Source organism: Microbacterium sp. F2 (genome assembly GCF_052274505.1).
Classification (GTDB): domain Bacteria; phylum Actinomycetota; class Actinomycetes; order Actinomycetales; family Microbacteriaceae; genus Microbacterium.
Genome location: NZ_JBNVBV010000002.1, coordinates 21,226 through 42,669 on the forward strand (window position 1 = coordinate 21,226; position 21,444 = coordinate 42,669).

General features: G+C 68.1%; 18 protein-coding genes and 1 tRNA gene. 8 read left to right on the forward strand and 11 right to left on the reverse strand.

Annotation, left to right across the window (positions count from 1 at the left end; translation table 11 throughout):
• Positions 1-34: 34 nt before the first annotated feature.
• The 7 genes from ACQVDU_RS05150 to ACQVDU_RS05180 form a co-directional block, all read right to left on the reverse strand.
• Positions 35-1,618: an aspartate:alanine exchanger family transporter gene (locus ACQVDU_RS05150; protein ID WP_443476412.1), complete on the reverse strand. Its 1,584-nt coding sequence runs from the start codon at positions 1,616-1,618 to the stop codon at positions 35-37.
• 125 nt (positions 1,619-1,743) lie between these two features.
• The gene (locus ACQVDU_RS05155; protein WP_443476413.1) at positions 1,744-4,131 is read right to left on the reverse strand and encodes an ATP-dependent helicase; all 2,388 of its coding nucleotides are present in this window, start codon (positions 4,129-4,131) and stop codon (positions 1,744-1,746) included.
• Between the two features lie 49 nt (positions 4,132-4,180).
• Positions 4,181-5,269 carry a peptidase C39 family protein gene (locus tag ACQVDU_RS05160; RefSeq protein WP_443476414.1) on the reverse strand — a complete coding sequence of 363 codons (1,089 nt, stop codon included), beginning with the start codon at positions 5,267-5,269 and terminating at the stop codon, positions 4,181-4,183.
• A 1-nt stretch (position 5,270) separates the two neighbouring features.
• Positions 5,271-6,839, reverse strand: a complete 1,569-nt coding sequence (locus ACQVDU_RS05165; protein WP_443476415.1) for an ATP-binding cassette domain-containing protein — start codon at positions 6,837-6,839, stop codon at positions 5,271-5,273.
• Entirely contained in the window at positions 6,836-7,693 is an 858-nt protein-coding gene (locus ACQVDU_RS05170) for an ABC transporter permease (protein WP_443476416.1), read from the reverse strand. The genes ACQVDU_RS05165 and ACQVDU_RS05170 overlap by 4 nt, the downstream gene beginning before the upstream one ends.
• On the reverse strand, positions 7,690-8,628 hold the full coding sequence (locus ACQVDU_RS05175; protein WP_443476417.1) for an ABC transporter permease: 939 nt from the start codon (positions 8,626-8,628) through the stop codon (positions 7,690-7,692). The genes ACQVDU_RS05170 and ACQVDU_RS05175 overlap by 4 nt, the downstream gene beginning before the upstream one ends.
• A 76-nt stretch (positions 8,629-8,704) precedes the next feature.
• Positions 8,705-11,374, reverse strand: a complete 2,670-nt coding sequence (locus ACQVDU_RS05180; protein ID WP_443476418.1) for an ABC transporter substrate-binding protein — start codon at positions 11,372-11,374, stop codon at positions 8,705-8,707.
• 108 nt (positions 11,375-11,482) lie between these two features.
• Here ACQVDU_RS05180 and ACQVDU_RS05185 point away from each other — a divergent pair, with 108 nt between their 5' ends.
• A complete protein-coding gene (locus tag ACQVDU_RS05185) occupies positions 11,483-12,190 on the forward strand; it encodes a DUF1684 domain-containing protein (RefSeq protein WP_443476419.1) in 708 nt (235 codons plus the stop codon).
• Between the two features lie 105 nt (positions 12,191-12,295).
• Here ACQVDU_RS05185 and ACQVDU_RS05190 read toward each other — a convergent pair whose 3' ends face one another.
• Positions 12,296-12,961 (reverse strand): LuxR C-terminal-related transcriptional regulator, encoded by a 666-nt coding sequence (locus ACQVDU_RS05190; RefSeq protein WP_292709933.1) that lies wholly within the window; start codon positions 12,959-12,961, stop codon positions 12,296-12,298.
• On the reverse strand, positions 12,958-14,136 hold the full coding sequence (locus ACQVDU_RS05195; RefSeq protein WP_443476420.1) for a PspC domain-containing protein: 1,179 nt from the start codon (positions 14,134-14,136) through the stop codon (positions 12,958-12,960). The genes ACQVDU_RS05190 and ACQVDU_RS05195 overlap by 4 nt, the downstream gene beginning before the upstream one ends.
• A gap of 114 nt (positions 14,137-14,250) precedes the next feature.
• Between ACQVDU_RS05195 and ACQVDU_RS05200 the strand changes: the two genes are divergently transcribed.
• From ACQVDU_RS05200 to ACQVDU_RS05210, 3 genes are read left to right on the forward strand one after another with little or no spacing between them, the layout of a single operon-like run.
• Positions 14,251-15,792 carry a PspC domain-containing protein gene (locus ACQVDU_RS05200; protein ID WP_443476421.1) on the forward strand — a complete coding sequence of 514 codons (1,542 nt, stop codon included), beginning with the start codon at positions 14,251-14,253 and terminating at the stop codon, positions 15,790-15,792.
• 33 nt (positions 15,793-15,825) lie between these two features.
• Positions 15,826-16,314 carry a hypothetical protein gene (locus ACQVDU_RS05205; protein WP_443476422.1) on the forward strand — a complete coding sequence of 163 codons (489 nt, stop codon included), beginning with the start codon at positions 15,826-15,828 and terminating at the stop codon, positions 16,312-16,314.
• A 59-nt stretch (positions 16,315-16,373) separates the two neighbouring features.
• Positions 16,374-16,790, forward strand: coding sequence for a YccF domain-containing protein (locus tag ACQVDU_RS05210; RefSeq protein ID WP_292709926.1), 417 nt, complete (start codon positions 16,374-16,376; stop codon positions 16,788-16,790).
• 18 nt (positions 16,791-16,808) lie between these two features.
• On the opposite strand, the gene ACQVDU_RS05215 is transcribed toward ACQVDU_RS05210, so the two are convergent.
• Together ACQVDU_RS05215 and ACQVDU_RS05220 are read right to left on the reverse strand one after the other, a co-directional pair.
• Positions 16,809-17,708, reverse strand: a complete 900-nt coding sequence (locus tag ACQVDU_RS05215; RefSeq protein ID WP_331790613.1) for a CPBP family intramembrane glutamic endopeptidase — start codon at positions 17,706-17,708, stop codon at positions 16,809-16,811.
• Between the two features lie 130 nt (positions 17,709-17,838).
• The gene (locus ACQVDU_RS05220; RefSeq protein WP_443476423.1) at positions 17,839-18,255 is read right to left on the reverse strand and encodes a hypothetical protein; all 417 of its coding nucleotides are present in this window, start codon (positions 18,253-18,255) and stop codon (positions 17,839-17,841) included.
• Between the two features lie 94 nt (positions 18,256-18,349).
• On the opposite strand from ACQVDU_RS05220, the gene ACQVDU_RS05225 reads away from it, so the two are divergent.
• The 4 genes from ACQVDU_RS05225 (at position 18,350) to ACQVDU_RS05240 (ending at position 21,444) form a co-directional block, all read left to right on the forward strand.
• Complete coding sequence (locus ACQVDU_RS05225; RefSeq protein ID WP_292709922.1) at positions 18,350-18,961, forward strand: MerR family transcriptional regulator; 612 nt, start codon at positions 18,350-18,352, stop codon at positions 18,959-18,961.
• A gap of 61 nt (positions 18,962-19,022) precedes the next feature.
• Positions 19,023-19,095 (forward strand) — tRNA-Met (locus tag ACQVDU_RS05230).
• A gap of 33 nt (positions 19,096-19,128) precedes the next feature.
• Complete coding sequence (locus tag ACQVDU_RS05235) at positions 19,129-19,791, forward strand: nucleotidyltransferase domain-containing protein (RefSeq protein ID WP_443476424.1); 663 nt, start codon at positions 19,129-19,131, stop codon at positions 19,789-19,791.
• 12 nt (positions 19,792-19,803) lie between these two features.
• On the forward strand, positions 19,804-21,444 hold the full coding sequence (locus ACQVDU_RS05240; protein WP_331790615.1) for an HNH endonuclease: 1,641 nt from the start codon (positions 19,804-19,806) through the stop codon (positions 21,442-21,444).

Below are 21,444 nucleotides of genomic sequence, written 5' to 3' on the forward strand. Positions count from 1 at the left end.
GGTGGGGAAAGACGGTAAGTCTCGTCCGCACCCCTCACAGCAGCGTCAGCAGCTGTGCCAGCAGGATCTTCACCACAAGCGCCGTCGGATACACGAGGCTGTAGCCAAGCGCGACACGGACATCGTGACCGGTCCGTTCTTGGGCGAAGGCGAGGATGGCGGTGTTCGTCTGCGCTCCGGCAATGACACCCGACAGCTTCGTCCCACCCAGGTGCAGGATGTGTCGCACGAGCAGGTAGGTGCCGAACATCGCGAAGGATGTCACGACCAGGCCGATTCCGACGAGAGCGACGATCTCTCCCGATGCGATCGCCTGCAGAATCTGCGATCCCGCCTTCGATCCGGCGTACGCAAGGAAGATCAGGAGGCCGAGCTCGCCCAGGGCGGTGGCCGCCGCGTTCGGGATCGTCGTCACGAATCGACCGATGCGCCCGATCCTGCCCATCACCAGGCCAACGATGAGCGCGCCGGCGGCAGCTCCGAGCGACAGATGCGATCCGCCCGGCAGCGGCACTTCGATCAGGCCGAGCAGCATGCCGGCCGCGATGCCGAGGCCCAGAGCTACCGGGTTGAGGTCGGCCATGCCGCGTTCGGAATCGCCGAGAAAGGCTGTGACCGCGGGCAACTGATCGCGCGGAGCTACCACCCGCAACCGGTCACCCTGGTGCAGCACGAAGTCGGGTGTGCCGAGGAACTCGACATCCCCGCGCCGCACCCGCACGATCGTCGCTCCGAATCGCTCGGCGACACCGAGCTGGGCGATCGTGCGCCCCGACCAGCGCGAGTCCGACAGGATGATCCGCCGGTAGTCGAGCCGACTGCGGTCGTGGGTGATGTTCACCGTGGACGGATGCCCGAGCTCATCGGTGACAGCTGCCACGACCCGCTCGGGGCCGACCACATTGATGATCGCGCCCTTTTCAAGCACCGTGTCGGGGCCGACGACGATGACCTCCCCGTTGGGGCGACGCAGGCGCGACACCAGCACCCGACCGCCGTGCCGCCGTGTGAGGTCGGTCATCGTGGGGGTGCTGTCGGTGTCGATGCGGATCACGAGGTCGACGATCCGCGGTGGCGCGTCAGCGTCAGTGCGGCTGTGGCGAAGCGCGAGCGCGACGGCGCCCATCGCCCCGACGACGCCGAAGATGTACGTGCTCGCATACCCGACAGTCGCCGCCGGACTACCCCCGGTGGCGGCGAGGGCGGGGGTACTCGTGACCGACCCGGCGTAGGCGCCGGCGATCGTTTCCGGCGACAGATCCAGCAGTGTCCCGAGGCCCAGCGTCAGGGCTGCGGCGACGATCATGATGGCCGACACGAGCAGCAGCATCCAGTACGACGTGCGGAGCGCGTTCACGAACCCCGGCCCGGCGATGACGCCGATGCTGAAGGCGAAGAGCACCAAACCGAAATCACCGACGTACGAGGGCACCTCGATCGTGACGCCCTGGGACACGCCCCAGGCCGTGAGCGCGATCATCGTGAAGAGCACGGCCACCGCACCGAGGGACATCCCCCACAGCCGGATGCGCCCGATCGCCGCACCGACACCCGTGACCAGGAACAGCACGAGCACCGGGTGATCGGCGAGCACCGTGAGCACTGAGGCGAGGGTCATAAGCCTCCTTCTGCCAGCGGGCCTGACCTGCCCTGGGCGCTGGTGCGCCCTCGCTCACGCCGTCATCGCGATCGTACGCTCGGCCGCCGTCGCCGCTCAGGGGCGAAAGTCCTGGCGCGCGACTCTCAGAGCTTCTCGATCGGGGCGATCTTGATCAGGAGCTTCTTGGCTCCGGCAGTATCGAACCGAACATGCGCGACGCGCTTCGCACCCTCGCCGGTGACGGCATCCACTCGACCCTCGCCGAAGTCGTCGTGACGGATGCGGTCGCCTGGCGCGAGCTCCATGTCGCCGTTGTCGCGGACCTTCGCGGGGATGCGGTTGGCGAACTTGTCGATCGAGGTCGACTTCGGCACGAGCGCGTCGCCGTAACGGCCCGATCCCCCGAAGCCTCCCCCCGCGCCAGACCGCCCGGGCCGCGCGTTGAGGGCGCGGGATTGCGAACCCCCACGGGAGTTCACGTCACCGGGCGACTGGCGCCAGTCGATGAGCGTCGCGGGAATCTCTTGCAGGAAGCGGCTGGGCATCGCGACCGACACCTCACCGAACTGCGCACGGGTCATGGCGAGCGTGAGATAGAGCCGCGCCCGAGCACGCGTGACCCCGACGTAGAACAGGCGTCGCTCTTCCTGTGGTCCGCCCGGCTCGCCGGCCGAGATGCGGTGCGGGATGAGGTCTTCTTCGACACCCGTAATGAATACCGTGTCGTACTCCAGACCCTTCGCTGTGTGCATGGTCATGAGAGACACGGAACCGCTGGCATCGTCGAGGTCGTCGGCATCCGCGACGAGGGCGACCTCGGTGAGGAAGTCGATGATCGTGCCGTCGGGGTTGTTGCGAGCGAACTCACGGGTGACGGCCACGAGTTCGTCGAGGTTCTCAACGCGCGCTTCATCCTGCGGGTCGCGGGAGGCGCGGAGGGCGTCGAGGTATCCCGACTTGTTCAGAAGCAGCTGCAGGCCCTCGGCCACGGTGGTCGGCGGCGGGAGCTCGCCCGAGGATGGAAGCATCAGCGCGCTGGCCTCGGCGAGCACGGCATCCAGCTGCACGATCGCGGCTTGGATCTTCGGTCCGACGCCGAGCGCCGAGGCGTTGGCGAGGGCATCGCGGAACGTGATCTGTTCGTCTGCCGCGTACCGGGCGATGGCCGTTTCGGTCACGTCGCCGATGCCGCGCCGCGGCTTGTTCAGGATGCGGCGCACGGCCATCTCGTCGGCGGGATTGGCGACGGCGACGAGGTATGCGAGGGCATCCTTGATCTCGGCGCGCTCGTAGAACTTGGTGCCGCCCATGATCTTGTAGGGCACAGCCGAGCGGATGAAGATCTCTTCCAGCGCACGGGACTGGGAGTTCGTGCGGTAGAAGACTGCCATCTGCCCGTACTCGACACCGCGACGGTGGAGGGCCTCGATCTCGTCCGCGACGAACTGGGCTTCGTCATGCTGCGAGTAACCGGTGAACCCGACGATCGGATCCCCCGCGCCGACATCGGTCCACAGCTTCTTGTCCTTGCGGTCGAAGTTGTTGCCGATGACAGCGTTCGCTGCCGAGAGGATGTTCTGGGTCGACCGGTAGTTCTGCTCGAGCAGCACGACCTTCGCGCCGGGGAAGTCACGCTCGAACTCGCTGATATTGCGGATGTCGGCGCCACGGAACGCGTAGATCGACTGGTCGGAGTCGCCGACGACCGTGAGCGAGGCTCCCTCGAGTTCGGGGGCTTCGTCGGGCTCGAAGATCATCATTCCGCCGACGGAGTACGGCTCGGCCGCAGCTCCCGTGACGGGGCGGGTGAGCTCGTGAATGAGCGCGTACTGGGCGTGGTTCGTGTCCTGGTACTCGTCGACCAGGACATGCCGGAAGCGCCGGCGGTAGACATCCGCGACCTGCGGGAACGCGCGGAACAGGTAGACCGTCTGGGCGATCAGGTCGTCGAAGTCGAACGCGTTGGCACGCTGCAGCGCCCGCTGGTAGTCGCCGAAGATCTCGACGAACAGGCGCTCGGCGGGGTCGCTCATGTTCGCCTGGCGGGCGAAGGACTCGGCATCCGCGAGCTCATTCTTGAGCTTGGAGATCCGTCCCTGCACGCCTGCCGGGGTCAGCCCGAGCGCGTCAGCTTCGTGTTCTTTGACGAGGCGCTTGATGAGCGCGCGGGAGTCGCCGGAGTCGTAGATCGTGAAGGCCTTCGTGAATCCGAACTGCTCGGCTTCGCGGCGCAGGATCCGCACGCACGCGGAGTGGAAGGTCGAGATCCACATGCCGCGCCCGCGTTCGCCGACGAGCTGCTCGACACGCTCTCGCATCTCACCGGCTGCCTTGTTGGTGAAGGTGATCGCGAGGATCTGGCTGGGGTACGCCTCGCCGCTGCGCAGCAGCGACGCAATCCGGTGGGTGAGCACGCGGGTCTTGCCCGAGCCCGCTCCCGCCACGATCAGGAGCGCCCGCCCTCGGTACAGCACCGCCTCACGCTGCGGCGGATTCAGGCCGGTCAGCAGCTCGTCATCCACCACATCCATAACCCCGCAAGTCTATTCGCGACCCCCGACATCCGCCCGGCCCGCCGACTCAGCGCGGCGACAAGAAGATCACGCCTCGATAACCCTCCGGGCCCCAGGCGACCAGGCGCTCGAGGTCATCGACGTGGATGGGCAGATCGTGGGTGTCAACCCAGGTCTCCCCCGTCGCCGTGTTCACCCACGGGTCTTCGACGACGACGTAAGGCCCGGCGGCGGCGTGAGCGACGATCCAGTGGGGGCCGGGGTCGGCGTGCATCGGTGCCTCGTCGATGAGAAGAAGGGCCTGCTCGCCCGCGGCGACCCGCGCGGACACCTCCGTCATCGGGATGCGGGTTGTGTCGACCCGGATGCCGAGATCTGCCGCGCGCTTTCGCGACTCCCGTTGCAGCTCGGCCCGGAAGTCGTAGTCGAAGCCGGTGAAATCCTCCAGTAGGACCGGTCCCGGGTGATTGAGCGTGACCTCGACGGCGCCGTGAGGCCCGATGTGTTCCTGCACCGTGACAGCAAGCCCCAGCGGTTCACAGGCCGGGTAGTTGCTGGCGCGGCGCCAGAACTCGATCTCGAGATCACGATCGGGCACGGTCTCGCCCGCGAAGCCGTGGCTGCCGTAGCGCTCGGTGGCGATGAGACCAGCAACCGCTCCACACGTGAAGAGGGTCGTCTGTCCGTAATACCCGGGCTCGTCATGGGTCAGGGGAACCAGCCAGTGCACGAGTCCCCGCGTACCCTCGGTGCCGACGGCTCCCCAGGGGGCGCGCAGGGGAACGAAGCCGTGCGCGAGAGCCGACGCAGGCACGGCGGCGCCCTCGGGTAGTTCCCACTTCACTGCGGCATCGCCGCGTTCGACTGCCGCTGCGATCACGCGCGCGACGAGGCGGTCGGCGGCGTCATCGGGCGCATCAGGCGAGGTCCACAGGTCGACGATCTTCGTCGCAGCGGTTGCGGGGCGACCAGACGTGAGTGCGGCAGCCAGGATGCCCTCCCCGTGCCCGAGGGTGTGCACCGTCGGGCGGTATCCGGCGCGCTCGACGCGCCAGCGCGCGGCGCGCTCTGCACCCAAGGCAGGGGCGAGGCCGGCATCCAGAACCGCGGTGACAGCGTCTGCGCCTTCCGCGAGCACCGGTTCGATCGATTGCACGTCAGTCTTCTCTCTCGCCGGCACTCACCGACGTGTTTTCGCGGTGCGCGGCAGCGACCAGCATCCGGGTGTATTCGTGGCGAGGCTCGGTGAGCACCTGTTCGCACGGTCCACTCTCAATCACGCGGCCGTCCCACAGCACCGTCACGGAGTCGGCGAGCAGTCGCACGACCGCCAGGTCGTGCGAGATGAACAGCAGCGAAATGCCGAGGTCGTCGCGAAGCGCCGTCAACAGCGTCAGGATCTGGGCCTGCACCGAGACATCGAGTGCCGAGACCGATTCGTCGCAGATGAGCAGCTGCGGTCTCGGCGCGAGGGCTCGGGCGATGGCGACGCGCTGTCGTTGGCCGCCCGACAGCTCGGCAGGGCGCTTGCCGGCGAAGTCGGCGGGAAGCCCGACGGTCTCGAGCAGCTCCGCGACATCGGATGCCGGGCGGTGCGCGACCGCGAGGGCTTCGCGCAGGATCGACCCGATCGACATCATCGGGTTCAGCGACGAATACGGGTCTTGGAACACGATCTGCATCTGCGCGGGGGTGCGCGAACGGCGTCCGGGCGCGAGGTTCTCGCCGGCGAAGGAGATGACTCCGCCGTCTTCGCGCTCGAGCCCCGCGATGCAGCGAGCGAGAGTCGACTTGCCCGACCCGGACTCTCCGACCACGCCGACGATCTCGCCCTCACCGATGCGCAGGTCGACACCATCGAGCACGGTGCGCTCCCCGAAGTGCTTCGTCACCCCCGTCGCCTCAACGAGGGTCGGCGTCGTCTCGCTGGCGGAGGTCGGTGCGTCTCGCGGCGGAGCGAGCACGGGATCCGCGTCGATCAGCGCGCGAGTGTACGGATGCTTCGGGGAAGACAGCACGGCACCGGTTGTTCCGCGCTCGACGATGACGCCGTGCTGCATGACCAGAACATCGTCGGTGCGGCCGCGCACGAGCCCGAGGTCGTGCGAGATGAGGATCACCGACAGGTCTCGACGTGCCTGCACCGCACGCAGGAGGTCGAGGATCTCCGCTTGGTTCGAGGCGTCAAGCGCGGTGGTCGGCTCATCGGCGATGAGGAGCTTCGGATCGGCGGCGAGCGCTGCCGCGATCGCTACCCGCTGCCGCATCCCACCCGAGAGCTGATGCGGGAAGGCCCGCGCGACACGTTCGGGAAGCTTCACCTCAGCCAGCCGCGCGGCGACCTCGCGGGTGAGTTCGGATGCCGCGATCCGCCTATCGGATGCTGCCCGTAGCGTCCACGCGATCTGATCGCCGCACCGGTGCACGGGCGAGAGGCTCGTGAACGGATCCTGCAGCAGCAGCGCGACGGTGGACCCACGCACCGACGTCCACGCTGCAGGTGCGGCATCCAAGGCGAGCGTGATGTCACCGACGACGGCAGTTCCCGCGGCGCGGAAACCACGGGGCAGGAGGCCGATGAGGCTCTTCGCGCTGAGGGTCTTGCCCGATCCGGACTCGCCGATGATGGCGAGCGTTCGGCCCGGAGCGATGGTCGCGTCGAACGGCTCGACCATGACGCCCTGTGGCCCCCGCACGGTGAGCCCCTGAATCTGCACGCCGCTCACGCGTCTTCTCCTATTTGCGAGAGGCGCTGCCCGATCCAGTCGCCGACGAGGTTCACGGCACACGCGACGAGGATGATGAGGGCGGCGGGCACCATGACGGCTGCCGGGTTGTCGAACATGATCGCCCGGTTGTCGGTGAGCTGGCGCCCCCAGTCGGCGGTGCCCGGTGGGACGCCGACACCGAGGAACGACAGTGACGAGAACGCGACGATCGCGAAGGCCACGTTGAGCATCGCGTTCGTGATGACCAGGGTCGATACGTTCGGCAGGATGTGGCGGAACATCACGCGCCACCGCGAGAGCGAGAGCATCCGCGCCGCCTCGATATAGGGCCGCGCCGACTGCTCGAGCACGCCGGCGCGAACGATCCTGATGTCTGACGGCGAGAACAGCGCGATCAGCAAGACCACCGTCACCCAGTACCCGCCGCCGAACACGCCGGCGACGACGATGGCGGCCAGCAGCACCGGAAGCGCCAGCAGCAGGTCGGTCCAGCGGCTGATCAGGAAATCGAGCCAGCCGCGCTCGTAACCGGCCAGAGTGCCCAGCAGGATGCCGAGCAGCATCGACCCGACGGCGACGCACACCGGTCCGACCAGCGCCGACGCCGTGCCTGCGACCGTCATGGCGAAGACGTCGCGCCCCAGCTCATCGGTGCCGAGCAGGTGTCCGTCCTGTCCCGGAGCCAGGAGCGCGGAGAGGATGTCTTGGCGCATGGCATCGGGGAACAGCAGCGGGCCGAGGACCGCCGCCAGAACCACGAGAGCGATGAGACCGACCGACAGGATGATGAGAATCGGCATCCGTCTGCGGCGACGGGTCGGCGAGGTCATGAGTTCGATGGCGGCGGTCATGCCGGCACCCCCCGTTCACGCACGCGCGGGTCGAGCAGGATGTAGGCGATGTCGGCCAGGAGCGCGATCACCGCGATGACGATGGCGACCAGGAGGGTGAGCGACTGCACGACGGCGATGTCTTTGAACAGGACGGAGTCCTGCAGCAGGGTCCCCAGGCCCGGTAGCGCAAAGGTCGTTTCTGCCAGCACCGTGCCCCCGACGAGGAAGGTCAACACCAGGCTCGCGCCGGTCACGATCGGGATCGCCGCGTTGCGCAGCGCAATGCGCTGAACACTGCGCTCTGACAGGCCGCGAGCGCGGGCCGAGGTGACGTAGTCGGTCTCGAGCTCGCGGAGCATGGCCGTGCGGGTGAGTTTCAGAATGATGGCCCCGAGGCCCAGGGCGAGGGTGATCGCCGGGAGGATGAGATGCCAGAGCGTGTCGAGCCCTCCCGAACCTGCCCCGTACACCGGGAAGACCGGAAGGTAGTACGCGAAGACGTAGAGGAGCAGCAGGCCGACGGCGAACGTCGGGGCACTGAGCCCGACGACCGCGAGCGCGCTGGCAGTCCGATCGGATGCTCCGCCTGCCCGCACGGCGCTGCGCACCCCGAGCGGAATGGCCACCACGAGGGCGATGACGAACGCGATCCCGCACAGCAGTGCCGTCAACCCGACGCGGGAGGCTATCGCGTCGGCGACAGGCGTCTGCAACCGGATCGACTCGCCGAGATCCCCCGTAAGGAACCCTCCGAGCCAGCGCACGTACTGCACGAGGAACGGGTCATCGAGATGGTACTGCGCGCGCACCGCGGCGATAGCCTCGGGCGAGGACGGCCGGTTGCCGAGCAGGTTCTTCACGATGTCTCCCGGCGCGAGGTACATCAGCGAGAAGACGATGAAGGAGAGAACCAGCAGCACGCCGAGCATGCCGAGCACGCGCACCGCGAGCATGCGGCCGAGCGGCCGTGATCGCGGGGCGCGTGCCCGGAGGGGTGAACCTGTTGTCACAGTGGTGGTTCCGTCAGTGTTACTGCGCCGCGCGGTAGAGCTGTGTCGGCCACGACGAGATGAACGCAAACGAGCTGTAGTCGTTCATCCCGAGGTCCTTGGCAAACGCGGTTGCCGACTGGCCCCACCACAGCGGAATGTTGACGGCATCCTCGGCCTGCAGCGTCTCGGCCTCGATGAGCAGGTCGATGCGATCGCTCGGGTTGGACTCGGCGCCCACCTCCGAGAGCAGCGCCATGATCTCGGGGTTGTCGTACGCGGCGGGGTTGCCGACGCCCAGCAGGTAGCTCGGGATCTCGGCGGGGTCACCGAGGGTCGAGAAGTACCACATCATATTCAGGCCGTAGTCGCTGGAGGCATCAAGGCTCGCCAGCCACTCCTCGATCGGCACTTCGCGCACGTTCAGCGTGATGCCGATCTCGGCGAGGTTCTGCGAGAGCGCCTGCGCTGCGGTTCCCAGCTGCGGTCCGGTGTTCGGGGTGAGGATCTCGGTCTCGAACCCGTCGGGGTAGCCCGACTCCGCCAGCGCCGCCTTGGCGGCATCCAGGTCGAAGTCCCACTGCGGGATCTCGGCGAGCTTCTCGCGGGCGACATCCGGGGAGTAGACCGCGGCGAGCGACTCGGGGGTCATGATCGCGGTGGCGGCTTCGCCGTGCCCCCGCAGCAGCTTGTCGACGTAGGCGTCGCGGTCGACGGCGTGCGCGATGGCCTCGCGTACCTTCGGGTCATCGAACGGGGCGACCGACGTGTTGAAGTAGAGCCCCACGTACGACAGGTCGTTGATGTAGTCGACACGCATGGTGTCGAGGTTCTCCCACTGCGTGGACTGCGCGAGCGGAACGTTGAACGCCACATCGATGTCGCCGGACTGGGCCGCGAGGAGCCTGGTCGACTCGTCCGGGATGAAGTTGACCGTGATGTTCTTGACCTTGGGCTCGTCGCCCCACCATGTGTCGGTGCGTTCGAAGGTGACGTGGGAGTCGGGGGCGAACTCAGTGACCTTGTAGGGGCCGGTTCCCATCAGGAGGGAGGATGCCGTCCCGACGTTTCCGTCGTTGGCCTCCCAGAACGCCTTCGACGTGATGAAAGCGGCGCCACCGGTGCTCATGTTCTTCGCGAACGCGGCATCCGGCTCGGTGAGGGTGACCGTCACCTCACTGTCACCGGTCTTCTCGACCGACTCGACGTTGGTCATGTAATACGCAAGGCCCGGCGAGGTCGTTTCGTCGCGAGCCTCGTTGAGGCTGAAGACGACGTCATCGGCGGTGACCGGGGTGCCGTCTTGGAACGTCGCGTCATCACGGAGTTCGTAGACGTACGTCACGTCATCCGGCTGCGACCATGACTCAGCGAGGGCCGGCTGGATGGCGCCGTCGGCGTCGATCGCGACGAGACCTTCCTGCGCGATCGAGGCGATGTAGTAGTTCAGGATGCCGGACTCCTGCCCGACGTACAGGTTGGAGAGCGAGCCGGGCAGGGCGACCGTGATGCTGTCGATCTGCTCACCACTGTCAGCCAGGGCGGTGCTCGCCGACGGTGCCGGGTCGGCGCTGCACGCGGAGAGCAGAAGGGCTCCCGCGGCGACGACGGCGCCCGCTTGGGCGAGGCGGGCGGTGGACGGGAAGGGCATGGGACTCTCCTCGGGGGGTGTGGTTCGGGTGGGGTATGTCGTGCGGGACGAACTGAATCGGGCACGGTGGCTTGCGCTGCGCCGTCTCGCATCGAGAATGACCTCGACGTCGACGGGTGACGGGCGAAGCGAGGCGAGCACGCGAAGCGCCGCCTCGACGGCGGGGATCGTTGCGGCCTCGACGAGAACCGTCGCGGTGGCGCGCCGAGTGAGTGCCGGAGTCAGTCCCCACACCCGCACGCCATCCGGAAGGTCGATACCCGCCAGAGCGCTCTCGGCGACGAAGGTCGTGCCGACGCGGTGACGGGCGAGCGCGACAGCAGCAGCGGCATTCGAGACCTGCATGTCGTCGGTTGCGCGGGGGCGCTCGAGTCGCTGCGCGAGCAGGTCTCCGGGAGACCCGTCGCCGCGAATCCAGATTTCGTCGGCCAGCAGTGCGGGATCGATGCGTCCGCCGACCGCAGACATGTCCGCGGTGCTGACCGCGACGATCTCTTCCGCGAACAGGAAGCTCGAGCGCATCCCGCTGCGCCGAGCGATCATGTGGCGTTCACCGCTGACGGCAAGAGTGAGGGTCACCGCGATGTCGGCCCGGCCGTCTTGTACGAGAGCGAGGGCCGAACCATTGTCGGGTGCCTCCAGGAACGAGGCGTCGATCTCGGGATGCTGCGCGGCGAGGCGTCCGAGCGCGGGGGCGACGACGGTGCCCACGGCATCTGCCGAGGCAGCGATCCGGACGAGGTCGGCCCGGCGGCCCAGCATCCGTGCCAGTTCGGTGGCCGCTGCCGTCAGGCTCGCATCGATCCGGGGTGCGTGCTGGGCGAGCAGCGCACCGGTCGGGGTGAGACGCGCAGCGCGCGCGGTGCGTGCGACCAGCGCGACCCCGAGGCGAGCCTCGAGCCGCTGCACGTGCTGGGTGATCGTCGGCTGGGAGTATCCGAGCGATCGGGCGGCGGCGCTGATTGAGCCCGTCTGGTCGATCGCGACCAGGATGCGGAGGGAATGGACATCGAGTGCTCGAGTGAGCGCATCGATGTCGATGTCACCTCGTTGATCCATAGCGAGATGCTATCCATGGCCAGGTTTCGATGGTGTAACAATATGTTTCTGACGGCGCTCCTTGCGACGATGGCGCTGCTGCACACTCCCCGCGACGAAAGGCTCGTCATGACAACCACCGAGCAATGGCGCGCGCACCGCGACGCCGCCGTCTGGTCGCCCGGCGGAATCGCCACGCTCGCGGCGACGCACTGGCTGGACCCGACACCACGCTCCTTCGAGGGCGTTCCGGGTGACTGGCACGCCGAGGACGGACGGGCCATCGGGTCAATTCAGTCTGGATTCGTCAACCTGGCGTCCGGCGAGCGCTGGGAATCCGGAGGCCTCGAACTTCGAGGTTTCGAGCGTGACGGCGCGGTGGCGCTGCGCGTCTACGACCCGTCGGCGCCCACGGCGCGAGGGATCTCACAGATCGAGCGCTGGTCCGTTGACGATCGGATGCGGCTCGTCGCGCGACTGGAGCTCACTCCACGCCGCGATGTGCCGACCCTCGCGGTTGATGGTTACCAGAGCACCGATGACTACGAGGGACTCCTGCACCTCGCGCTGCCAGACGGAGATGTGGCACTGTGCGTGCAACTGCTCGACGACGGCTCCCTGTTCGCCGCGTTCTCCGACGCGACCAGCGGAAACGAAAGCTACCGATTCCGGTTCCTGCGGATGCCGGCACCGGAACCGGACGGATCGGTCACCGTCGACTTCAATCGCGCCCATCTCCCGCCCTGCGCGTTCTCGGACGGCTACGTGTGCGTCTTTCCCCCACCCACCAACCGCTGGGACGTGCCGGTTCGTGCGGGCGAGCGCCTCGTCCGCTGAACCGAACCGCCCGCGTCATCAATCGATAATCCGATCCGGCGCCGAGAATCCGAGCGGGAGCCGTGCGCATCGGCGCCCGATCGGCTTCTCGCGGGCAGGTTCGCTCTAGAGCAGGCGGCGGGCGGAAGCCCAGGCCGTCAGCTCGTAGCGCGAGGACAGCTGGAGCTTGCGGAGCACGGCAGACACGTGGGTCTCGACGGTCTTCATCGAGATGAACAGCTCGGCTGCTACCTCCTTATAGGCGTAGCCTCGGGCGATGAGCCGCATGACTTCCTGCTCGCGGGCCGAGAGCCTGTCGAGCTCGTCGCTCGCTGCCGCAGTCTCACCCGAGACCGCGCCGAACGCGTCGAGCACGAAGCCCGCCAGGCGCGGCGAGAACACGGCATCCCCGTCGGCGACGGCGCGCACCGCGGCACTCACTTCGGCGACCGACGAACCCTTGGTGATGTAGCCGCGGGCGCCGGCACGGATGACGCGCACAACGTCTTCGGCCGCATCCGAGACGCTCAGAGCCAGGAATCGGGTCGACGGTGCGGCGGGGGCGGCTCGGCGGATGACGGCCTCGCCGCCCGTCGCCGCGGCGACCTCACCTGTCTCGCCCGGGAGGTGGACGTCCAGCAGCACGACCTCGGGCTGTTCCGCAGCGATCACCGCGACGGCTGACTCGACGTCCGACGCCTCGCCCACGACCTCGACACCCTCGAGCGTGGAGCGTAGCCCTGACCGGAAGATCGAATGATCATCGACGATCACGACGCGGATGCCGCTCATGCCGCCCCTCCCAGCCGCAGGTGCACCTCGGTGCCACCTCCCGCGCCGCGCCGCAGCGTCGCGGTACCGCCCGCGCGCCGCATCCGTCCGATGATCGATTCACGCACACCAAGACGATCTGCGGGCACCGTGTCGAGCTCGAAGCCGGGACCGCGGTCACGGACGAACACGTCGACGGATGCCGCGCTGCCCTCGATGTACACCGAGACCTCGCCGCCGGCGTGGCGGGCCGCGTTGAGGATCGCCTCGCGCGCCGCAGCCGCCATCTCGCCGCTGGCTCGCTCGGCCGAGGTCCCCGCGACGACGACGTCGATCCGCACCGGGTAGTCGATCTCGAGGGCTGCCGCGTAATCGCGCAGGTCGGTCGGCAGGTCGCTGTCGGCGGGTTCGTCGCCGTCGTAGAGCCAACCGCGCAGCTCGCGTTCCTGGGCGCGGGCGATACGAGCCACTTCGCTCGAGGCACCTGCCCGGTTCTGAATCAGCGCGAGAGTCTGCAGCACCGAGTCGTGCAGGTGCGCGGCCATTTCGCTGCGCTGCTCCTCGCGGATGCGGCGCACCCGCTCCCCCGACAACTCCCGCCACTTCTCGACGAACGTCGAGGAGTTGACCAACACGATCCCGCCGATGAGGGCTAGCGCGCCGATGAACGACACGACACCTCCCTGCTGCAAGGTCGTCAGTTGCACGATCAGAAGCGTGCCGAGCGCTGCGGATGCCGCGATCCGCACCCCCAGGGCGTGGCGCGGACCGCGTGCGGGATCGGATCCGTCGATGAGCGTTGCCCACAGCCCCGCAGTCACGGCGAGCAGGATTGCCGCGAGCATTGCCGTCCACCATTCCGGACGAGTGGCGTAGACGACGTCCCACCGGGAGATGGTCGCCGCGACACCGCACGCGATGATCACGGCACCCACCGACAGCGACGCGAGGATCCACGCGACCGGTGCCCGGCGCGAGGGTGCCTCGTCGCCCTCTCGCCAGGGTGTGAAGGCCCAGATCCAGACGTACAGCAGGATGCCTGCGCCCCATGCCACAGAAAGGACGATGAACAGCATCCGTACCGCGACCACGCTCCAGTCGAGGTGTTCGGCAACGGCGGCCGATGTGCCCGAGACAAGGCACTCGCGCAGGCGCTGCAGGGGCGGGCGCGCGGGCAAGGCGGGGGCCGACGACATGCCGCCATCCAATCACCCTGATGCCGAGATCGGGAGCCACGGACGCCGGAATCAGGGTGCGCTCAGGGGATCACCCCATCGCGGTGCGATCGACCCGTCCGCCACGATCGAACCATGAGCACTTCGACGGAACCTCCCGCGACCGATCCGGGTCCACCTCCCCCGCGACCGACGGGAGCACCCACCGGGGCGGACCGGTTCTTCGCCTGGGTGCGCGGGCTCGGCGTCGTGCGCGCCGATGGATGGCTCGGCGGAGTCTGCGCCGGAATCGCTGCCCGCATCCGTGTCGACGCTGCGATCGTGCGCGGCATTGTCGTCGTCGCCGCCGTGCTCGGGTTCCCGATGCTGCTGCTCTACGCGATCGCGTGGGCGCTGCTGCCCGATGTTGGTGGGCGCATCCATCTGCGGGAGGCCACGCGCGGGCGTTTCGACCCGGCGATGGTCGCGATCATCATCCTGCTGGTGGTCGGCTTCGTTCCGGTCGTGCCGTGGTTCGGGTGGATGGTGCCGGGATGGAACACCGGTCCGCTAGCCATCATCGGCTGGATCGTCGGCTCCGTGCTGGCGGTCGCGCTCGTCATCCTGGTGGTTCGGGCGAGCGCTCGGCCAGCGACAGGCAGTGGCGCCTCGCCGACCTCGGCATCCGAGGCAGCAAGCGAGGACATTCCTGCAACGGATGCCGTACCGACTGCGCCCCCGGCCGAACCGCTGCCTCCCGAGCGGGGCGCCGGCAACGCCGAGATCGCCGAGTGGCGCGCCCGCCACGACGCCTGGCGCGCCGAGAACGACGCGTGGCGGCGCTCGCAGAAGGATGCCGATCGCCTCGCCCGCGACCAGGCACGCCGCGAGCGCGAGGCCGAGGCTGCAGCATTCGCAACCGCCGCGAACGAGAAGCGCCGCATCCGTCGACTGTCCCGTCCACGTGCCAGCGGCGCGTTCGTGGTGTCCGCGCTCGGAGTCGCTCTCGTCGCCGGCGCTGGAACCGCGATCTGGCACACAGCGATCACCTCGGTGAACGTCAAGACTGCGGGTGCGTACGGACTCTTTGTCGCAGCGCTCGTGCTCGCGGTGTCGATGATCGTCGCCGGGCTCATGCGTCGGCGTAGCGGCTTCCTGGCGTTTGCGACAGTGGTCGCACTGTTCGGCGGGACGGTGGCAGCCACGATTCCACCCATCGTGACGTATGCCTCCGAGTACCAGGCACGTTTTCACATCACCATCGAGAACTCGACGGAGCCTCAGGGAGTCATATCGCAGGAGGACGGCGAGCTGTACCTCACCATTCAGCCGCTCCCCACGGAGCAACCGCCGCCGCTGCTTATCCGCAAGGGCGACGGCTACACGACCATCACGGTGGTCCCCGGCGTCGCGCTGGATCTCAACGCGTCCCTGGGGACCACCGAAGTCTGGTACGACCGCTGGGATGAGGGGAACCAGGAGCACGTGGGTCCCCAACGAGTGCCCACCGACGATAACGGCAGGCTGCAGATGGTTCTCGCCTACCCCCAAACCCCCGTTCAGACCACACAGCGCGTCGTCCTCGACCAGGACAGCGGCCAGGTCTATCTCTCCTTCACGAATCTCGTTGGTAGCGACCCGCTCAGCGAGTCATCGCCCGAGCCGCTTCCCACCCTTTCTCCACTTCCCGCCCCGTAGGGCGCTGCCCCGACCCACTTCGAGGTGACCACGATGTCCACAGAGAACTCCACCCCCGCATCCCCCACCGAAAACGCCGACATCGACGACCGCGACGACACGATGACCCTCGACGTCATCGCATCCGAGAGGCCGCCGCTTTTCCGGCCCCCCGCGCCGGAAAAGCCTGAAGCATTCGCGTCGACCTCGGGTGACGCATCCGCGCCCCTCACGCCCCCGGTGGCAGAGGAACCCGCGGCGCCGGTGCGCGTTGCAGAGCTCACCCCCGCGCACCCCGGCGTCGAAGCTCCGCGAACACGCTGGGCAGCCGTTGTCTGGGGGTTGTTCTTCGCCGCCGTCGCCATCGGCGGCCTGTGGCTCCTGTCGGAGCCGTCGCGCCCGAGCGCCGCCGTCGAGTGGGCGGCAACGCTGGATGCCGCGACCGGAGTGGCGATTCTGATCCTGGGGCTCGGCGTGATCCTCCTCGTCACCGGAGCGGCCGGCCTCCTGCGCCGCACCCAGCGCCGCCGCAGCCTCGACTGATCCTCACGGCTCGCCCGAGTCCCACCTCGCGCACAGGAGCGACTCCCACAATGGACCTCATGCGCACGCTCCTGAACATCATCTGGCTCGTCCTGTCGGGGTTCTGGCTGTTCCTCGGCTACATGCTCGCCGGCGTCATCCTGTGCGTGCTGATCGTCACGATCCCGTGGGGCATCGCCTCGTTCCGGATCGGTTTCTACACGCTATGGCCGTTCGGGCGCGAGGTCGTCGACCACCCGCGCTCGGGGGTGTTCTCGTTCCTCGGCAACGTCGTGTGGGTCATCCTCGCCGGCTGGTGGCTGGCGATCGGTCACATCCTGTCGGGACTCGCGCTGTGCATCACGATCATCGGCATTCCGCTGGGGATCGCGAACTTCAAGCTCGTGCCGGTGTCGCTCATGCCGCTGGGCAAAGAGATCGTCGAGAAGCGTCGCGGCGGTCAGTTCGACCGAGCCGCCGACTCGTTCTCGCGCTGATATCAGGCGGTCCGCCCTCTAGCGCACCGGCTCAGACCCCGGTGCATCTGTGGTCGCCGCGTAACCGAGACGACCCCGGGTCACGGCGATGAGCACCACCGCCGTGATACCGAAACCGATGAGCACCGGAAGCAGTCCGTAGTCCGTGAAGATCGGGGCGGGAAACAGCGGTGCAGCCACTCTGTTCGCGAACGTGTTGAACGAGGCGTGCATCAGAATCATGATCAGGAGGCTTCCCGCGGCGTTGTTGAAGACCCACGTCATGATGATCGTCAGCGCCATGATCATGACCGTGAACATCGCGATGTTCGCGACGGTCGGCGGGGTCCACACCCCACTCCAGAACAGCGGCAGGTGCCAGGCTGCCCACAGCACACCGAGGATGAGACTCCCCCGCAGCGGGCCATGACGCTCTTGCAGCCGGGGCAGCGCGAAGCCGCGCCATCCGGGTTCCTCCCCCAGGGGCCCGCCGAGCAGAACGGTCATGAGGAACGCCATCGGATACCCCACCAGGGCCGCCAGTGCCGACGGATCGAACGACTCCCCGGCGCCCGGAACGAGCAGGGTCCCGATGATGATGACCAGCGGTATCCCCACCAGGACAGCGAGGTACCAGCGCACACCCACACGCCACCGGACGAACCGGCGCAGCAGGGCCACGACGCCAGGGCCACCCTCGATCAGCGCCGTGACGAGGAATGCCGCAATCAGCGGTCCGAACGTCGCGACAACGATCGCAATGGCGACCACGGCGACGGGGATCGATGGGATCACACCGAGCGTGGCCAGAGCCAACGGCACTTCGATGACCCATGAGAAGGCAAACGCGACGACGAAGTAGGACGTCAGCGGATACCGCACAGGCAGACGCCGCGACACGGCGCCGGGTCCCCCGGCAGTGCTGTCCACGGCTGCCATGCCGCCACTCTCCGCTCTCACGTCGCCGCTGCGAGAACCAACGGGTGACGGGCTCGGCGGGTCAGGACGATCTTCCCACAGCTGCCCGCCACGAATCGTCGCTCCGTTCGGGGCGGGCATGTGCCGCGGCTCAGCCGAGTGCTGCGACCCCGGCCGCGATCACGGATGCCCCGACGACGGCGAGTGAGATCGCGAGCACGACGACCCCGGCCCACAGCAGCGCCATGGCCTTGCCCGGCTTCTGCGGATCGCGACCGATCACCGCCAGGAAGAATCCTGCGGGAACCAGGATCGCCGAGGCGAGCACGCCGACCGCGGCCCACTCCCATCCGCCGGCCACGCCCGCCGACGCCTGCGCGAGCGCGCAGACGATTCCGAGGATGACGAGCACGCCGGCGTGGGCGTGGCCGGCGCGAAAGAACGTCTTCTGCAGACCGTTGAACGGATGACCGCCGGTCGTCGTGCGCAGCACGAAGGTGCCGCCGTAGGCAATGGTGATGACCGTCAGCAGGGTGGCGCCGACGACGATCGACAGGATCGGGGACATGGATGCTCCGCTTCGACTCTCCGCGCCGCCGGCGCGCATTGGATAGTTTCACTACCCAATATAGGATAGTGCCACTATCCAAGCAAGGAGCAGCGTGCGCATCTCTGAACTGTCTGAACACAGCGGCATCCCCGTCGCCTCGATCAAGTTCTACATCCGGGAAGGAATGCTCCCCCGCGGCACCGCGACCTCCGCAACCCGCGCGGACTACGGCGACGAGCACCTCGCGCGCCTGCGCGTCATCCAGGCCCTCAGCGACGTTCGGGCGCTGCCGCTCGCGCGGGTGAAGGAGATTCTGTCCCTCATCGATGCGCCCGACGAGACGCCGTACGCGACGCTCGGAAGGGCCGTGAGCGCCTTGCCGCCGTACGCCGACGAGACGAACACCGACCGCGCGCGCGAGACGATCGAGCGACTGGGGCTCACCTACGACGAACGTTTCGCCGCTGTCGGGCAACTCGAGGCGGCGATCCGCGGCATCGAAGCGGCGGGGCTCACCTGGGATGCCGAGACCGCCGCCCGCTACGCCGGCCCGCTCCTGCGGGTCGCGGCGGCCGAGCTGCTCCCGCTGGCAGAGCTCAGCGAGAGCGAGCAGGTCTCGTACGCCGTGCTCGGCACCGCGATGTACGAACCCGCCATCCTTGCCCTGCGTCGGCTCGCCCACCAGCATCTCCTTGCCACGCGAGCGACGGATGACGACATGTGACGTCACGGTCAGAAACACAGCAGCCGCACGTCAGGGGTGGCGGTTAGCGTGGGGTCCTCATCGCGGCGGACCGGATGGTTCCGGGCACCGGTTCATACCCGGTCGCGCAGCGGGTTCGACTCCCGCCGTCGCGTCGATCAGGGCTCACCGGCGCGTATCTTCGAGCCGTGCGCGCTATTTCACCGAGCCTCGATCCGCGTGTCGTAGCCGAGATCGACGCTCGCTTGTCAGCTGTGGCAGTCGAGCACGACGTGCGCATCCGCTGGGCGATCGAGAGCGGCAGCCGCGCGTGGGGCTTCCCTTCGCCTGACAGCGACGAGGACTGTCGGTTCATTTTCGTGCGGCCCCCAGACCGCTACCTCTCGCTGTGGCCCGAGCGGGATGTCATCGAGACGCCTCTGGACGCGGTCTTCGATGTCAACGGTTGGGATCTGGCGAAAACTGTGCGACTGATCGCGAAAGGCAATGCCACCGCGATCGAATGGCTGCGGTCCCCGATCATCTACTCCGGCGACCCCGACTTTCGCGATCGGCTGTTGACGCTGGCGCTGGCCGTCGCGGAACGCGCCAGCGTCGGCCGCCACTACCGATATGTCGCGCTTCAGCAGCGCTCGAGTGCGCCCTCGTTGAAGCGCTTCTTCTACGTTCTTCGCCCCGCTGCGGCGCTGCGCTGGCTCGCCGTCCACCCCGACGAGGCGGTGCCACCCTCAGTCCTCGCGCGTGGCATCCGATGTGGCGGTCGTCTCCTCCCCAGGATTCTGAAACAAAGCCCTGTCCACAGCCGCTTTTCGAGTGATGGCGACGGGCCTGCCAATGTCGGAGGTTGGTGATGTAGTGAAGACATGAACATCCTCACGGCAATGCGCGAGCGGCTCGATCAGCTCGCTGTGTTCGCCGAGCTGGATGTCGAGCCCACGGGGCTGCCCGCTGGCGCAGCGGCCCTGTCGGACGCGTCGGTGCTGGAGGTGCTGCGTCACGTCACGGCGATCGCCAATGATGCCGAGCGCCTGCAGTCGGTGGTCGCCGGTGTCGCGGCAACCAGGTCCCGACGCGAACAGGGGCATTCGGGTTTGGCAGCGGGCCAGGGGCACGCGTCGCCTGCCGCGCTGATCCAGTCGATCACGGGCGGGAGCCGTGCTGACGCGCTGCGCCAGCTCCGCGTCGGGGCGGCCTTGCTCGATGAGGGCGGGGCATCCGCGGCGCCGATGGATGCCGAGAGCGGCGACCCTGCTGGCGATGACAACGCGCTGTCGCTCGACGCGAATCTCCCGAGCGCTGCCGCCTCCGCACGAGAGCCGTGGCACGCGCCGCTGCGGGTGGCACTGCTCGAGGGCCGACTCACACCAGCCCAGCACGACGCGATCCGCGGCGGACTCGGGGAGCCCGACGCCGAGGACATCGACCCGGCCTCGGCGGCTCTCGCTTGGTCGGTTGCGGCGGGAACACTCGTCGACGAGGCAGTCGAGGGAGCATCGGTCGAGGAACTGCGAAGCCGGGCACGGCAGATGCGCGACATCCTCGACCCGACAGGGGCGGCGTGCCGGTTCCAGAACCGCTACGAGAAGCGCTCCATTCGGATGTGGATCGACCAGCACGGCCAGCATCACGGCCACATCGCGTTCGACGACGAGATGGCGCTGTTCGTGCGGTCGATGTTTGCGGCGGCACTCCGACCCCGGCGCGGCGGACCGCGCTTCGTCACGGATGCCGAGCGTGTCGCAGCTGCGGACCTCATCGCCGACCCGCGCACCAACGAGCAGCTCGAGTACGACCTTCTCGTCGACGTTCTGCGTGCCGGCGCGGTGGCTGAGGCCGCCGACGTCTTCGGTGTTCGCCAGCCGGGAGTTCGCATGGTCATCGTCAAAGACCAGGCGGGCGCCCGCGACCCGCTCGGCCGGATGATCGCCACGGGCCACGCAGAGGATGGCGGAGACGCTTTTCCCGGGGCGATCATCGACCGCGCCCTGTGCCAGCACGGCTCCGTCGATGTCACGGTCGACAGCCGGGGCAACCCCCTCGACCTCGGACGCGAGCAACGCCTCTTCAGTGCGAAGCAGAAGCTTGCGCTCGCGATCCGCGACGGCGGCTGCGCCGGCATCGGATGCTCGGTGCCCGCCGCGTACTGCGAATCACATCACATCGACCACGTCGCAGCGGGCGGTCGCACCGACATCGACCGCGGCATCCTGCTGTGCCGGTTCCACCACATGCAGCTTCACAACAACGGCTGGCGCATCGTCCGCGACGGACTCGGCCCGTTCATCCTCATTCCGCCGCCCGGGCACCGATCACCGGACGGAACCGAGACACCACCCCGAAGACTTCGCACGAAAGCACCGTGGGCCTGGGCCTGGGATCCACCCCCACCGCCTGAACGCCCGCCCTGGCGTACCCCGCCTTCGCCACCTGCACAGCCCGGGGCGGCGCCGGCCGAGCCTGCTGTGTCCGGATCGCACTACAGCGCTGTTCCGCGACCGATCTGA